Below are 13760 nucleotides of genomic sequence, written 5' to 3' on the forward strand. Positions count from 1 at the left end.
TTATACAGCGCCAAATCGCCTCCCATCCCGGATCGGGACAGCGGATCTGCGCGGGTTAACACCGGCAGGGATCGCCTGCGCTCAGACCAGCAGTTCGGCTGCCGGCCCGTGGCCAAGAAAAGCGCTCGGGCTGGCGCTGGCCCCGTAAGCCCCGGCGCAGAACACCGCGACCAGATCGCCGACGTCGGCGCGCGGCATAATGGCATTGTCGGCAAGCCGATCGAGCGGGGTGCACAGACAGCCGACGATGTTCACCTCTTCTGTCGGCTCTGCCCCGTAAAGCGTTGCAATTGCCGAAGGATAATTGCGACGCACCACAGTGCCAAAATTGCCCGAAGCGGCCAGCTGGTGATGCAACCCACCGTCGGTGACGAGATAGACCACCCCGTGGCTCTCCTTGCGGTCGACCACGCGGCACAGGTAAACCCCCGCCTCGCCGACCAGATAGCGCCCCAGTTCGAGGCAAAGCTCGCTGTCTGCCAGCACCGCCGGCAGGTGCTCCAACCGCGCGATCAGCGCAGCCCCGACGCGATCGAGATCGAGCGGCTCGTCGCCCGGGAAATAGGGAATGCCAAAGCCCCCGCCCATGTTGAGCTTGGGGCAGCCATGACCGATCGCCTCGGTCAGCCGGGCGGCGAGATCCAGCACATTGCCCTGCGCTTCGATGATCGCATCGGCGCTCAGCGCCTGACTGCCGGTGAAGATGTGCAAGCCTCGCCACTCGGCCCCATGCGCGATCAGCTCGCGGGCAAGTTCGGGCACCTTGTCGGCATCTACCCCGAAAGGCTTGGCCCCGCCGCCCATCTTCATCCCGGAGCCTTTGAGCTCGAACGAGGGATTGACCCGGATCGCAATGCGCGGCGCCTTGCCAAGGCGCTGGCCGATGGCGAGCGCGCGGCGCCCCTCGCCCAGGCTCTCGCAATTGAGCGTCACCCCGGCAGCAATCGCCGCCTCCAGTTCCTCGTCGCGCTTGCCCGGCCCGGCAAAGCTGATCCGTGCCGGATCGATCCCGGCCTTGAGGCACAGCCCCAGTTCGCCCGATGAGGCAATGTCGAACCCGTCGACCAGCGGGGCCAAATGGCCGATCACCGCAAGATGCGGGTTGGCCTTGACCGCGTAGTTGATCCCGACCTGCGCTGGCAGCGCCGCGCGCAGTTGGGCGATGCGGGCATTGAGGTGCGCGCGCGAATAGACGAACAGCGGCGTCCGCCCGGCAGCGGCCACCAGCTCGCTCGCCCGCATCCCACCTATCGCAAGCTCACCCGCAAGGCTCTCGTAACCGGCGGGGATCGGACCGACGGGTTTCATGTCGCAAAATCCCTTTCGAGTTCGGCTTGCAATGCTGTGCGGTCGATCTTGCCGTTGGGATTGATCGGCATGGCCTGACGCCAATGGATCATCTGCGGCTGCATGAAATTGGGAAGATCGCGCTGGAGGCGTTTGGGCAGATCGGCACGTGCGGCCGCATCGCCGCTGCCGCGCACCACCAGATGCACCGCCTGTCCGAGCCGTGCATCCGGCACGCCGAGCGCCACCGCTTCGGCAACAAGACCGGTGGCGAGGGCCGCCTCCTCGATTTCCTGCGGCGATATGCGGTTGCCCGCGCTCTTGATCATCGCGTCGCGCCGTCCGACGAAATAGAGCAGGCCTTCGGCCGATCGGCGCACCCGGTCGCCCGACCACACCGCCATCCCGCCATAGGTCGATGCAGCAGGCGCAGGCCTGAAGCGTTCGGCGGTGCGCTCAGCGTCCTGCCAATAGCCCTGTGCGACCAGCGGGCCGCAATGGACCAGTTCGCCCTCCTCGTCATCGGCGGCAACCTCCCCGGCGTCGTTGATCACCAGGATTTCCGCAAACGGGATTGCCTTGCCCATCGAAGTCGGAAAGGTATCAACCAGCGCGGGATCGAGAAAGGTCGATCGGAACGCCTCCGTCAGGCCATACATCGGAAACAGCCGCGCCTGCGGGAACATCCTGCGCAGGTTGCGCACCAGATCCACTGTCAACGCTCCGCCGCTATTGGTCAGCCGCCGCAGGGGGGCCGAAGCTTCGGCCGGCCATTCGATCTCGGTCAGTTGCACCCACAAGGGCGGCACCGCGGCAAGGGTCGTCACCGCGTGCTTCGCGCAGAACTTGACGACATCCCGAGGGAGCAGAAAATCGAGTGGCACCACGCAGCCGCCCGCATACCATGTGCTCAAGAGCTGGTTCTGGCCATAGTCGAAGGAGAGCGGCAACACCGCCAGTGTCACGTCGTCTTCGGCCATAGCAAGGTAATGCGCCACGCTGACGGCGCCGAGCCACATATTGGCATGGCTCAGCATCACCCCCTTCGGCCTGCCGGTGGAGCCTGAGGTGTAGAGGATGGCTGCGAGCTGGGCCGGATCCGCCTCGGAAGGCCCAAGCCCACGCCCGGCCGCTTGCGCTGCCGCCAGCGCCTCGCCCTCGCCCAGCGCCGCGCAGCCGGGGGGCAGATCGCCCGGCTGGAAGCTGGCCAGCCGCGCGCCGGTGCCGATCAGCAGCTTTGCTCCGCTGTCACCGAGGATATGCGCCACCTGCGCGCGCTTGAGCAGCGGATTGATCGGCACGTGCACCAGCCCGGCCCGCGCCGCGGCAAGCGGCAGCAGACAGGTCAGCTCTCCTTTGGCCGCCCAACTGGCCACCCGCGCACCCTTTTCGGGAACCATCTGCGCGAGCCATCCGGCCAGCATCGCGACACGCTGTCTTAACTGATTGTGGTTAAGCGTCTCATCGCGCAGCACCAGCGCCGGCCTTTCGCCATGACCCGCCGCCCCTGCCAGTTCGGCAAGATGATCGAGCGGACGCGGGAGAGGATCGGGCAGGCTGGGCATGAATGGGAGCAATCTTTCCGTGATCGAAGCGCGGTATCACGATAGCGTTAATGTCTTGCAAGCACTGACTGCGCCTGCAGCCGCCGCACCCTTCGACCGCGCGGAGTGGTATGCCCTGCTCGCCGAGACCGGCCTTACCCCGCTGATCGCGATCGCCAGCGATGCCGAACACACCGCCGCCCTTGCCCTGACGCAGGAAGGCGGACGAATCGCGCCGTTGCGTAACTGGTACTCTTTCACCTGGCGCCAGCTCGCTCCCGAGGGCGAGGCGGGCGACCGGCTGCTCGAAGCGATCGCACGGCAGTTGAAGACCCGCGGCCACCGCGTCACGCTCGAACCCGTGCCGGGCGAGGACGGCTCGGCCGAGCGTCTCGCCCGTGCCTTTCGTGCCGCCGGCTGGCGGGTCGCGGTCGAAACCTGCGACACCAATCACATTCTCGAGGTCCGGGGACGCAGCTTCGCGGAGTACTGGTCGCGCCGTCCGGGGCCGCTACGCACCACGCTCAAGCGCAAGGCAAACAAGGTCGTGACCGAGGTGCTCACTCGCTTCGATCCGGCGGTTTGGGCCGAATATGAGGCAATCTATGCCGCGAGCTGGAAGCCGGCCGAAGACCAGCCGGCGATGCTGCGCGCCTTTGCACAGAGCGAGGGCGCGGCCGGTCGGCTGCGGCTGGGGGTTGCCCGGGCCGAGGGAATCGCGGTGGCAGCCCAGTGCTGGACGGTCGAAAACGGCGTCGCCTACATCCACAAGCTTGCCCATCTCGAAAGCCACAAATCGCTCTCCGCCGGCACGACGCTCAGCGCCGCGCTGTTTGCCCACGTGATCGATATCGACAAGGTCGACCTGGTCGACTTCGGCACTGGCGACCAGCGCTACAAGGCTGACTGGATGGAAGCCGTGCGCCCCCGGTTCCGCATCGACTGTCTCGACTTGGGGCAGCCTGCCGCCTGGGCGCCGCTGGCCAAGCGCTTGCTGCGCGGCGCAGGCGCATCGCCCGCCGCAACGCTTGCACGCGCGCGGCGGCATGGCTAAGCCCCGCGGCCAAGCGTCGATCACAGGGATTTGGGCGATCCGATGAATGCTAATCCAACCCTCGCAAGCGAGGCCGCCGAAGCCGCGCTCGATCAGGAACTCAAGGGCTTGATTGCCGACGTTCTCGGCCTCGATCCCGCGCAGGCGGCGGCCTTGGCGCCGGATTCGGGCCTGTTCGGCCACCTGCCCGAACTGGATTCGATGGCGGTAGCCGGCCTGCTCACCGAGATGGAGGACCGGCTTGGCATCGTGATCGAGGATGACGACGTCGATGGCGAGATGCTGGAAACCTATGGCGGCCTGCTGGCCTTTGCCCGGGCCAAGCTTGCCGGCGACTAGGCCCGCCCAGGCGTGATTGCCGCCTGGAGTGTTGCCGGCGCCGATGGCGCGGTGGGAGAGGAACTGCTCCTCGCCTTCGATCGGGCGCGGCCTGTGCGCGTGCTCGTCTGCCCGGCTTGGTTCGATGAGGCCAACAAGCTGCGGCGCTTCACGGTCGAGGTGATGCGGCGCCTCGACAAGGCAGGGATCGACAGTTTCCTGCCCGATCTGCCCGGTTGCAACGACAGCCTCGCCAAGCTTGAAACCCAGACGCTCGGCGGATGGCGGGAAGGCATGTCGGCGGCAGCGCATGTCTTTGGTGCGACCCATGTCCTGGCCATCCGGGCCGGGGCGCTGCTGGCCCCCGCCCACCTTCCCGGGTGGCACTATGCCCCCCAATCCGGCCCCAAGACGCTGCGCGGGATGATCCGCGCCCGCACCATTGCCGCGCGCGAGGCCGGGCGGGAAGAAACCGCCGAGGCGCTGATGGCGCTGGGCCGCAGCAAGGGGCTGGTGCTCGGCGGCTGGCCGCTCGGCGCGGCGATGATCCGCGAACTGGAGCGCGCCGAGCCGGAGCTTGCCGAAGGGCAGAGCGTGATCGCCCAGAGTGCGCTCGGCGGCCCCGGACTGTGGCTGCGCGCCGAACCGGACGAGGACCCGCGCCAGAGCGACGCGCTGGCAGCGATCATCGCCGGGAGCCTGGCATGACTCGTCTTCGGCTTTCTTTCGCCTGCAAGGATTTGCGCCTTGCCGCAACGCTCGACACCGCGCCGGAAAGCGTCGGCCTGCTGATCGTCTCTGGCGGCAACGAGCTGCGTGCGGGCGCATTCTCCGGACAGGCAAGGCTTGCCGCGCGGATCGCCGAGAAGGGGTTTCCGGTGTTCCGTTTCGACCGGCGCGGGGTGGGGGACAGCGAAGGCGAGAACCGCGGCTTTCGTCACTCGGCCCGCGACATCACCGCAGCGATCGAGGCCTTCCGCGCCATCGCTCCACAGGTTCGGCGCGTGGTTGCTTTCGGCAATTGCGATGCGGCTTCGGCGCTGATGCTGATGGGCGGCGCGGGGTGCGATGGGCTGGTGCTGTCGAACCCCTGGACCATCGAACAGGGCGAGAGCGGTACGGATGCCGACGCAATCCCGCCGCCAAGCGCGATCCGTGCGCGCTATCTCGCCAAGTTGAAGAACCCGCGCGAAATCGCACGCTTGCTCGGCGGCGGCGTCAATCTCGGCAAGCTGGCACGCGGCCTCATGCGCGCGCTCGGCCCTGCCCCGGCCGCGTCCAATCTCGCGCAGGAGATGCGCGAAGGGCTGGCTGGATTTACCGGCGAGACACGCATCCTACTTGCCACCGCCGATCGGACCGCACAGCTGTTCGAGGCGGCGTGGGACAAGAACGACCCGCGCATCCGCCGCTGCGAAGGCGCAGGTCATGCCTTTGTCGAGCCTGAGCATCAGGCGTGGCTTGAAGCGCAGATCCTCGCGCTGCTCAAGGCCGGATAAACAGGCTGGTCAGCTCGACATGGGTCGACCAGCGGAACTGGCCCACCGGGCGCAGTTTCGCTAGCCGGAACCCGGCCTCTACCAACCTCGCCGCATCGCGCGCCCAGCTTGACGGATTGCAGCTGACATAGACCACGCGCCTGAGATTGCTGGCGGCGATCTGTGCGACCTGCGCACGGGCGCCTGCACGCGGGGGATCGAGCAGCACGGCATCGAACCGGTTCAATTCGGCAGGTTGGAGCGGCGAACGAAACAGATCGCGGTGAAGCGCCAGCACAGCGCCGCCCGCGAGCGCACCGGCGGTCTTGCAGGCAAGATAGGCGGCACGATCGGCCTCCACCCCCAGCACCTTGCGGCCCTCGCGCAAGGCAAAGGCGAAGGTGCCGAGACCCGCAAACAGATCGGCAATGCGGTGCGCATCGCCAAGCCACTCGGCGGCATCGGCGGCCATGCGGCTTTCGGCATCCTGCGTCGCCTGAAGAAAGGCCCCCGGCGGCAGGCTGACCGGCACCCCGGAAAGCGTCACCGTCACCGGTTCCGGTTCCCACAGCGTCTCGGGGCCGTAGCCCTGATCGACGGTCAGACGGGCGAGCGCGTGATCGCGGGCAAAATCGAGCGCCGCCTCGGTCGGCCCGAGGCCGTCGAGAGGAAAATGGGCGAGGCTTACCTCAACCCCCTGATCGGCAAGGGTCAGGTCGATCCCGACCATCGCCTTAGGGCCATGCGCCGCGATAAAGCCGCGCAAGGGCACGATCAGCGCGGCAAGCTGGGGGTGAAGCACCGGACATTCGGCCAGATCGACCACACGGTGCGATCCGCCCTCGCGGTAGCCGAGCACCGCGCCCTTGGCGGTGCGCAGACCATGCAGCCCGGCGCGACGACGGGTGTGCGGAGGCGAAAGGTGGACGGGGAGCAATTCCTCCGGCCTCAGTCCTTGCCCAAGCGCCGCATTGACCACCCGGTCACGCACGAAGTCGGCGAGCACCACGTCATCGGCATGCTGCAACTGGCACCCGCCGCAAGTCGAGAAATGGCGGCAGGTGGCGGCGACGTGGTGCGCGCCGGGCGTGATCGCCCCGCTCTCGTCGATAACATCGCCCGGCACCGCGCCGGCGACATGCCGGGCCGAAGCGGTAACCCCGTCGCCCTTGGCGGCAAGGCGGATGATGGGTTCGGGGCTGCTCACCGGCAGGCCGCTAGCGCTTCGGGCACCCTTTCGGCAAGCTGCGAAGGCGTAAAGGCGGGGCCGGCACGCCGTGCGGCCTCGCCATGCAGCCACAGCGCCTCGCAGGCGGCGGTGAAGGGATCGGCCCCAGTTGCCAAGCGACTCGCGGCAATCCCGGCAAGCACGTCTCCGGAACCGGCCACCGATAGCCAGCTCGGCGCGGGGGTGCCCAGCGCCAGCCTGCCATCGGGCGCGGCGATCACGCTGTCCGGCCCCTTGGCGAGCACCACCATGCCGCCAACCTTGGCCAGCGCCGCCGCACGGGCGCGCCGACCCTCGGCGATGATACCGAAAGCGCGGCACAGGCTCTCAAGCTCGCCATCATGCGGGGTGGCGAGTATCGGCAGCTTGCGCGCGAGCATCGCCGGCGCGAGCAGCATCAGCGCGTCGGCATCGAGCACCAGTGCCCTTGCCTGGGCGAGTGCCTCGTCCAGCAGCACCCGCGCCGCTCCGTCACGTCCGAGGCCGGGGCCAATCAGCACAGCGGCCATCCTCGGATCGGCAAGCGCCTGCGCGAGCGGTGCCGTCTCGGTCACGACCTCGGCGGGCGTGCGCGGATCGGGGCTGCGGGCGAGCAGTTTCACATAGCCCGCGCCTGCGTGCTGCGCGGCCTGGGCGGCCAGCAGGCCCGCCCCCGGCATCCTCCCCCCGACAATGCCGAGCAGTCCGCGGCGATACTTGTGGCAATCCGCCGCGGGCGCAGCGATCTGCGGCCGCCCGAGCAGTTGGGCCGCACCCTCCACGCGCGCAATCCCGATCGGCACGAGCCGCATCTGCCCCATCAGCGCACGGCCTGGCAGGCTCCAATGCGCGAATTTCCAGGCGCCGAGCGCGAGCGTCAGATCATAGCCAGGCAACTTCTCGTTGAGCACCGCGCCGGTATCGCTGGCAATGCCCGAGGGCACATCCACCGCCACCCGGTAGCGGTGCCGTGCGGCGAGATCGCGCAGCAGCAGCGCGTGTTCGGCCACCAGCGGGCGCGCGAGACCTGAACCAAACAGGCAATCGACAAACACATCGCCCCGCACCGCGCCCGAAGTCGTCACGCCCCCGCCCCAGCGGCGCTTCGCCTCTTGCGCAGCCGCGGTGGCAGGCGCGAGCGGCGCAACTACCGTGACGGCATTGCCTGCCTCGCGCAGCCGCGACGCAATGACATAGCCATCGCCGCCATTGTTTCCAGGCCCGCACAGCACCGTGACCGATCGTCCCGCCGCCACCCGCCGGATCCACTCGGCCGCGCCGCTCGCGGCAACGTCCATCAGTTCGCAAACGCTCATCCCCGCATCGAACAGCGCCTGCTCGGCAGCGCGCATCTGTTCGGCGGTGAGGATCTGCCGCAAGTTCACGATGCGTCGGTGAGCAAGGCAAGCGGGATGCGATAGCGATCTGCGCCGATGGTGAACTCCACTTCGGCCTGCCGGCCAATTTCCGGCACCAGCGGCTCGGCCCCGTCGCGGGTCATCAGTGCGCCATTGGCCGGATCGCGGGTCAGCCGGCGAAAGCCGCCGTCCGGGTGGTAGAGAATGATCTCGTTGCCGCCTGGGCGACGCTCGACGAAGCAGCCGCGCGACAGTGCCGCCCCGGCCCCGATCGCGCAGGTCATCACCGCGCCCGAGGGCGAAGCGGAGGCCCTGGCATGAGGTGATGGGGCCGATCCGCCTTCAGAGCCGCAACCCGCCACCCCGCCAGCGGCGGTGGCAAGCAGGAGCAACGGGCTAAATGTCCGCAAACACATGGGTCTCCGCCTTGGCGCCCGGGTGCGTCACCGCCCCGTAACGCGCCTTCCCGACAACCTGTTGATAGCGCCACAAGGCGCCCGACTGGTAGTCGTTTGTGCGCGGTTGCCACGATTTGCGACGCTCGGCGAGGATCTCCTCGGGCACGTCCAGATCGATGGTGCCCTTCTCGGCATCGATCACGATGATGTCGCCATCCTCGACCAGCGCGATCGGGCCGCCATCGGCAGCCTCGGGGCAGACATGACCGATGCAGAAGCCCCGCGTCGCGCCGGAGAAGCGCCCGTCGGTGATGAGCGCGATCTTCTCGCCCATGCCCTGGCCGTACAGCGCGGCGGTGGTCGAGAGCATTTCGCGCATCCCGGGGCCGCCCTTGGGCCCTTCATAGCGGATAACGATCACGCAGCCCTCGGCAATATCGCGCCTTTCGACCGCGGCGAAGGCGTCTTCCTCGCAATCGAACACCCGCGCCGGGCCGGAGAACTGGAGGCGCGCCATCCCGGCGACCTTCACGATCGCGCCGTCCGGCGCAAGGCTGCCCTTGAGGCCCACAACCCCGCCAGTCGGCGTGATCGGGTTCTTCACATCGTAAAACACCTTCTGGTCAGGGTTCCAGGTGATCTCTTCGAGGTTCTCGCCAATGGTCTTGCCGGTAACCGTCAGCGGATTGGGATCGATGAATCCGCCGTCGAGCAGCGTCTTCATCGCCATATAGACCCCGCCGGCCTCGTGCATATCTTTGGCGACATACTTCCCACCCGGCTTCAAATCCGCAATGTAAGGCGTTGATTTAAAGATATCCGCGACATCAAAGAGATCAAAGTCAATGCCGCATTCGTTGGCCATGGCAGGCAGGTGAAGCGCAGCGTTGGTCGAACCGCCGGTGGCTGCAACCACCCGCGCCGCGTTGATGAAGGCCTCGCGGGTGCAGATATCGCGCGGGCGCAGGTTGCGGGCGACGAGTTCCATCACCTGCTTGCCCGCGGCCAGCGCGATATCCTCGCGCGATTTGTAAGGAGCCGGCGCCATGTTACTGTTCGGCAGAGATAAGCCAATCGCCTCGCCGACACAGGCCATGGTGTTGGCGGTGAACTGGCCGCCGCAGGCGCCGTGGCCGGGACAGGCGACCTTTTCGAGCGCGATCAGCTCGTCCAAGGGGCAATTGCCCGCGGCGAACTGACCCACGGCCTCGAACACATCGACCACGGTCACATCCTTGCCGCGGTGGGTGCCGGGCAGGATCGAGCCGCCATAGACGAAGATCGAGGGAACATTGAGCCGCAGCATCGCCATCATCATGCCGGGCAGGCTCTTGTCGCAGCCAGCAAAGCCGACAAGCGCGTCATAACAATGGCCCCTGACCGATACTTCGATCGAATCCGCAATGATCTCGCGGCTGATGAGCGAGGACTTCATGCCCTGATGGCCCATCGCGATGCCGTCGGTGACGGTGATGGTGTTGAACCGCCGCGGGGTGCCGCCGCCGGCGATCACGCCTTCGCGGCAGATATCGGCCTGGGCGTTGAGGGTGGTGTTGCAAGGCGCCGAATCGTTCCCCGCGCTGACCACGCCGACGAAAGGCTTGGCAATATCTGCCTCGGTCATGCCCATTGCATAATAATATGAGCGATGCGGCGCGCGCTCCGGGCCGAGCGAAACATGGCGGCTGGGGAGCTTCGACTTGTCAAACTTCTGCGACATAAGATTTCCCGTTGGCGGCGATTTGCGAAACGCCCTTGCCGCTAGCGAAGCGCGGACGCAACCCTTTGCGCAATTTTTGCCAAGAGCGCGGCCCAGCGGAAGTGGTCTGCCGAGGTTTGCGTCAGATCCTGCCGCAATTCGATGCCCAGATAGGGACGGCCCCGCGCTTCGGCATGGCGGTTCATGGTGTAGTTGAGGTCGCGGCCCGAATAGGGGAGATTGTCGCCGACATTGAGCCCCTCGGCCACCAGTAGCGGAATGGCGATGCGGGCGGCGCGATCATCCTCGTTATACAGGACGCCAACCTGCCATGGCCGCTGCTGATCGCTGGTCGCGAGGCGGGGCGTGAATGAGTGGAGCGAGAGGATCAAGGCAGGCTGCGCGACCTCCAGCCAGTGCTCCAGCGCGGCGTGATAGGGGCGGTGGAAGCGGGCAAGCCGCCCTTCCCTGTCTGCGCCGATATTGCCAGGTATCGGGTGGCCGTCGCTGGATTCCGGCACGAGACCGGGGGCGGTCTCCTCGCGGTTCAAGTCGCACACGAGGCGGCTCACCGCGGCGATGTGGCCGGGGATGGCGTGATCCTGCGCCAGTCGCTCGGCGATAGCCGCGGTGCCGATGTCGAGGGCGATGTGTTCGCGGAGCAGGTGCGGGGGGATGCCGAGCGAGATGTCCTCCGGCACGCGGTTTGAGGCGTGGTCGGCGACCAGCACGATCCCGCCGGGGGTCGGCGCGCCGATCTGGCGGAAGATCTCGCTCATCGCAGTCGCCCGGCCATGGTCCACCACCCGGCAGGCATGGCCGCCGCTGCCGCATCGCGGGCCTCGGGCGTATCGTAGAGCGCAAAGCAGGTCGCGCCAGAGCCGGACATCCTCGCAAGCCAAGGCGCGGTGTCGCGCAGGCTTGCCAGAACCTCGGCGATCACCGGGCAGAGCGAAATCGCGGGGGCTTCGAGGTCGTTGCGCCCTTCCCGCGCAATTTTGGACGCCGGGCCTACCGGCAGCGGGCCGCGATCCTCGCCATCCCACGTCTTGAACACCGGCCCGGTCGAGAGCGGCACGCGCGGGTTGACCAGCAGGACGGGGGTTCCGGCGAGGTCGTCCTCGACCGCAAACCGCTCGGTGCCGGTGCCGAGGCCGATATGGGTGTGGCTGAGCACGCAGGCAGGCACATCCGCGCCGAGCGTCGCAGCCCTCGCCTGCCAGTCATCGGGCAGGCCGCTCATTGCCTCGACGATCCGGAACACCGCCCCGGCATCCGCCGACCCACCGCCGAGGCCAGCGGCAACGGGGAGGTTTTTTTCCAATGTCACCGCGAGGCCCTGCGGGCGCGGGAGGGCGGTGAGCGCGCGGGCGACGAGATTGTCGAAGGGATTGTCGAGCACCCCTGCAAACTCGCCCAGCGTGGTCACGCTGTCCTGCGCGGCGGGCTCCGCCACCAACACATCGCCCGCATCGACGAAGGCGAACAGGGTCTCAAGCGCGTGATACCCGTCCTCCCGCCGCCTGCGAACATGCAGCGCGAGGTTGATCTTGGCGTAGGCGGTTTCGATCATTCCACTACCGCTACCTCGTCATTGCGAGCGGAGCGCAGCAACCCATGTCCGGCCCTTGGATTACCGCGCCGCCATCGGTGGCTCGCAATGATGAAGTTAGCACGCGCAACCTCACATATTCGGATAGTTCGGCCCGCCGCCGCCTTCCGGCGTCACCCAGTTGATGTTCTGGTTGGGGTCCTTGATGTCGCAGGTCTTGCAGTGGACGCAGTTCTGCGCGTTGATCTGGAACTTGGGCGCGCCGGTCTTCTCGTCGGTCAGCCATTCATAGACCCCCGCCGGGCAATAGCGTGTCGAGGGGCCGCCAAAGACACCCAGTTCGCTCACCTTCTGCAATTCAAGGTCCTTGACCTGCAGGTGCACCGGCTGGTCCTCGGCGTGGTTGGTGTAGCTGTAGGCGACGTTGGTGAGGCGGTCGAAGCTGATCACGCCGTCGGGCTTGGGGTAGTCGATCTTCGGGAAGAGATCGGCGCGGCCGGTATAGGTATAGTCCGGCTTGTGCTTCATGCTGATCGGCAGACCAATCTTCAGCGTGCGCATCCACATGTCGATACCCGCCAGCACCGTGCCGACATCGCCGCCATACTTGGCGACCGCGGGCTGCGCGTTCTGGACGAGCTTCAATTCGTCCGCGATCCAGCTCGACCGCACCGCCGCATCGTAATCGGCCAACTCGGTCTTCTCTTGGCCCGCCGCAATCGCCGCCGCGACGCTTTCGGCCGCCAGCATCCCGCTCTTCATCGCGGTGTGGCTGCCCTTGATGCGCGGCACGTTGACGAAGCCCGCCGCGCAGCCGATCAGCGCGCCGCCGGGGAAGGCGAGCTTGGGCACCGATTGCCACCCGCCCTCGTTGATCGCGCGCGCACCGTAGCTGACGCGCTTGCCCCCTTCGAGATATTCGCGGATTGCCGGGTGCTGCTTCCAGCGCTGGAATTCCTGATAGGGCGAGACCCAGGGGTTCTTGTAATCGAGCGCAGTGACGAAGCCCAAGGCCACCTGGCCGTTCGCCTGATGGTAGAGGAAGCCCCCGCCCCAGCTGTCGCTTTCGGTCAGCGGCCAGCCCTGGGTGTGGATCACCCGGCCCGGCTTGTGCTTCTTGGGATCGATGTCCCACAGTTCCTTGATGCCGAGGCCATAGACCTGCGGGCAGCAGTTGGCCTCAAGATCATAACGGGCCTTCATCCGCTTGGTCAGATGCCCGCGCGCGCCCTCGGCAAAGAGCGTGTACTTGGCGTGGATCTCCATGCCGGGCTGAAAATCGGCCTTGCGGCTGCCATCGGCGGCAACGCCCATGTCCTGGGTGATCACCCCTCCGACGCGGCCCTGCTCGTCGATCATCACTTCGGCAGCGGGGAAACCGGGAAACACCATCACCCCAAGCCCTTCGGCCTGTTCGGCCAGCCAGCGCGCGAGATTGCCGAGGCTGCCGGTGTAGCAGCCGTGGTTGCTCATCAGCGGCGGCATGATCGCGTGGGGCAGCGCGGTCTTGCCGGTTTTCGAGAGCACCCAGTGCCAGTTGTCGGTCACCGGGGTTTCCGCCATCGGGCACCCCATCTCGCGCCATTCGGGCAGCAATTCGTCGAGCGACCGGGGATCGACTACCGCGCCCGACAGGATGTGCGCGCCGATCTCCGAGCCCTTTTCGAGCACGATCACTTCGAGTTCGGCATTGATCTGCTTCAGCCGGATCGCCGCCGCGAGGCCCGCCACCCCACCGCCGACAATCACGACATCGCAGGGCATTGATTCACGTTCGCTCATGGGGCTTTCCTGATCCTTGATAGTTTGGGCGCACGGGGCGCACATTCCGGCGAATTGCCTGTCCGGTTCACTTGCTAAGCAGG

General features: G+C 67.0%; 13 protein-coding genes. 4 read left to right on the top strand and 9 right to left on the bottom strand.

The window, feature by feature from the left end; all coding sequences use genetic code 11:
- Nucleotides 1–81: 81 nt before the first annotated feature.
- Complete coding sequence (locus tag BZF61_RS03185; RefSeq protein WP_086617212.1) at nt 82–1308, bottom strand: pyridoxal-dependent decarboxylase, exosortase A system-associated; 1227 nt, start codon at nt 1306–1308, stop codon at nt 82–84.
- A complete protein-coding gene (locus tag BZF61_RS03190; RefSeq protein ID WP_086617213.1) occupies nt 1305–2852 on the bottom strand; it encodes an acyl-CoA ligase (AMP-forming), exosortase A system-associated in 1548 nt (515 codons plus the stop codon). Before BZF61_RS03190 ends, BZF61_RS03185 begins: the two co-directional genes overlap by 4 nt.
- Here BZF61_RS03190 and BZF61_RS03195 point away from each other — a divergent pair.
- From BZF61_RS03195 to BZF61_RS03210, 4 genes are read left to right on the top strand one after another with little or no spacing between them, the layout of a single operon-like run.
- Complete coding sequence (locus tag BZF61_RS03195) at nt 2851–3885, top strand: GNAT family N-acetyltransferase (RefSeq protein WP_169711936.1); 1035 nt, start codon at nt 2851–2853, stop codon at nt 3883–3885. The two genes, BZF61_RS03190 and BZF61_RS03195, sit on opposite strands and share 2 nt — an antisense overlap.
- 42 nt (nt 3886–3927) lie before the next feature.
- Entirely contained in the window at nt 3928–4224 is a 297-nt protein-coding gene (locus BZF61_RS03200) for an acyl carrier protein (RefSeq protein WP_086617214.1), read from the top strand.
- Between the two features lie 12 nt (nt 4225–4236).
- Complete coding sequence (locus BZF61_RS03205; protein WP_086617215.1) at nt 4237–4911, top strand: alpha/beta hydrolase family protein; 675 nt, start codon at nt 4237–4239, stop codon at nt 4909–4911.
- A complete protein-coding gene (locus BZF61_RS03210) occupies nt 4908–5702 on the top strand; it encodes a hydrolase 1, exosortase A system-associated (protein WP_086617216.1) in 795 nt (264 codons plus the stop codon). The genes BZF61_RS03205 and BZF61_RS03210 overlap by 4 nt, the downstream gene beginning before the upstream one ends.
- Here BZF61_RS03210 and BZF61_RS03215 read toward each other — a convergent pair.
- The 7 genes from BZF61_RS03215 to BZF61_RS03245 all read right to left on the bottom strand — a co-directional run bounded on the left by BZF61_RS03215 (nt 5689) and on the right by BZF61_RS03245 (nt 13677).
- On the bottom strand, nt 5689–6888 hold the full coding sequence (locus tag BZF61_RS03215) for a class I SAM-dependent RNA methyltransferase (protein WP_086617217.1): 1200 nt from the start codon (nt 6886–6888) through the stop codon (nt 5689–5691). The two genes, BZF61_RS03210 and BZF61_RS03215, sit on opposite strands and share 14 nt — an antisense overlap.
- On the bottom strand, nt 6885–8273 hold the full coding sequence (locus BZF61_RS03220; protein ID WP_086617218.1) for an NAD(P)H-hydrate dehydratase: 1389 nt from the start codon (nt 8271–8273) through the stop codon (nt 6885–6887). The genes BZF61_RS03215 and BZF61_RS03220 overlap by 4 nt, the downstream gene beginning before the upstream one ends.
- Nucleotides 8270–8530: a hypothetical protein gene (locus BZF61_RS03225; protein WP_086617219.1), complete on the bottom strand. Its 261-nt coding sequence runs from the start codon at nt 8528–8530 to the stop codon at nt 8270–8272. The genes BZF61_RS03220 and BZF61_RS03225 overlap by 4 nt, the downstream gene beginning before the upstream one ends.
- A 112-nt stretch (nt 8531–8642) precedes the next feature.
- Nucleotides 8643–10364, bottom strand: a complete 1722-nt coding sequence (ilvD, locus tag BZF61_RS03230) for a dihydroxy-acid dehydratase (RefSeq protein ID WP_086617220.1) — start codon at nt 10362–10364, stop codon at nt 8643–8645.
- A 41-nt stretch (nt 10365–10405) separates the two neighbouring features.
- Complete coding sequence (locus BZF61_RS03235) at nt 10406–11122, bottom strand: N-formylglutamate amidohydrolase (protein ID WP_086617221.1); 717 nt, start codon at nt 11120–11122, stop codon at nt 10406–10408.
- On the bottom strand, nt 11119–11916 hold the full coding sequence (locus BZF61_RS03240; RefSeq protein WP_086617222.1) for a 4-(cytidine 5'-diphospho)-2-C-methyl-D-erythritol kinase: 798 nt from the start codon (nt 11914–11916) through the stop codon (nt 11119–11121). The genes BZF61_RS03235 and BZF61_RS03240 overlap by 4 nt, the downstream gene beginning before the upstream one ends.
- Before the next feature lie 111 nt (nt 11917–12027).
- Nucleotides 12028–13677, bottom strand: a complete 1650-nt coding sequence (locus tag BZF61_RS03245) for an electron transfer flavoprotein-ubiquinone oxidoreductase (RefSeq protein WP_086617223.1) — start codon at nt 13675–13677, stop codon at nt 12028–12030.
- Nucleotides 13678–13760 lie beyond the last annotated feature (83 nt).

Origin of the sequence: Erythrobacter tepidarius (assembly GCF_002155695.1) — a bacterium.
GTDB classification, from domain to species: Bacteria; Pseudomonadota; Alphaproteobacteria; order Sphingomonadales; family Sphingomonadaceae; genus Erythrobacter; species Erythrobacter tepidarius.

What these genes read in the sequence shown, in the direction of transcription:
- BZF61_RS03185 (WP_086617212.1), bottom strand. Translation starts at nt 1,308, where the DNA reads ATGAAACCCGTCGGTCCGATCCCCGCCGGTTACGAGAGCCTTGCGGGT.
- BZF61_RS03195 (WP_169711936.1), top strand. Translation starts at nt 2,851, where the DNA reads ATGAATGGGAGCAATCTTTCCGTGATCGAAGCGCGGTATCACGATAGC.
- BZF61_RS03190 (WP_086617213.1), bottom strand. Translation starts at nt 2,852, where the DNA reads ATGCCCAGCCTGCCCGATCCTCTCCCGCGTCCGCTCGATCATCTTGCC.
- BZF61_RS03200 (WP_086617214.1), top strand. Translation starts at nt 3,928, where the DNA reads ATGAATGCTAATCCAACCCTCGCAAGCGAGGCCGCCGAAGCCGCGCTC.
- BZF61_RS03210 (WP_086617216.1), top strand. Translation starts at nt 4,908, where the DNA reads ATGACTCGTCTTCGGCTTTCTTTCGCCTGCAAGGATTTGCGCCTTGCC.
- BZF61_RS03225 (WP_086617219.1), bottom strand. Translation starts at nt 8,530, where the DNA reads ATGACCTGCGCGATCGGGGCCGGGGCGGCACTGTCGCGCGGCTGCTTC.
- ilvD (WP_086617220.1), bottom strand. Translation starts at nt 10,364, where the DNA reads ATGTCGCAGAAGTTTGACAAGTCGAAGCTCCCCAGCCGCCATGTTTCG.
- BZF61_RS03235 (WP_086617221.1), bottom strand. Translation starts at nt 11,122, where the DNA reads ATGAGCGAGATCTTCCGCCAGATCGGCGCGCCGACCCCCGGCGGGATC.
- BZF61_RS03240 (WP_086617222.1), bottom strand. Translation starts at nt 11,916, where the DNA reads ATGATCGAAACCGCCTACGCCAAGATCAACCTCGCGCTGCATGTTCGC.
- BZF61_RS03245 (WP_086617223.1), bottom strand. Translation starts at nt 13,677, where the DNA reads ATGAGCGAACGTGAATCAATGCCCTGCGATGTCGTGATTGTCGGCGGT.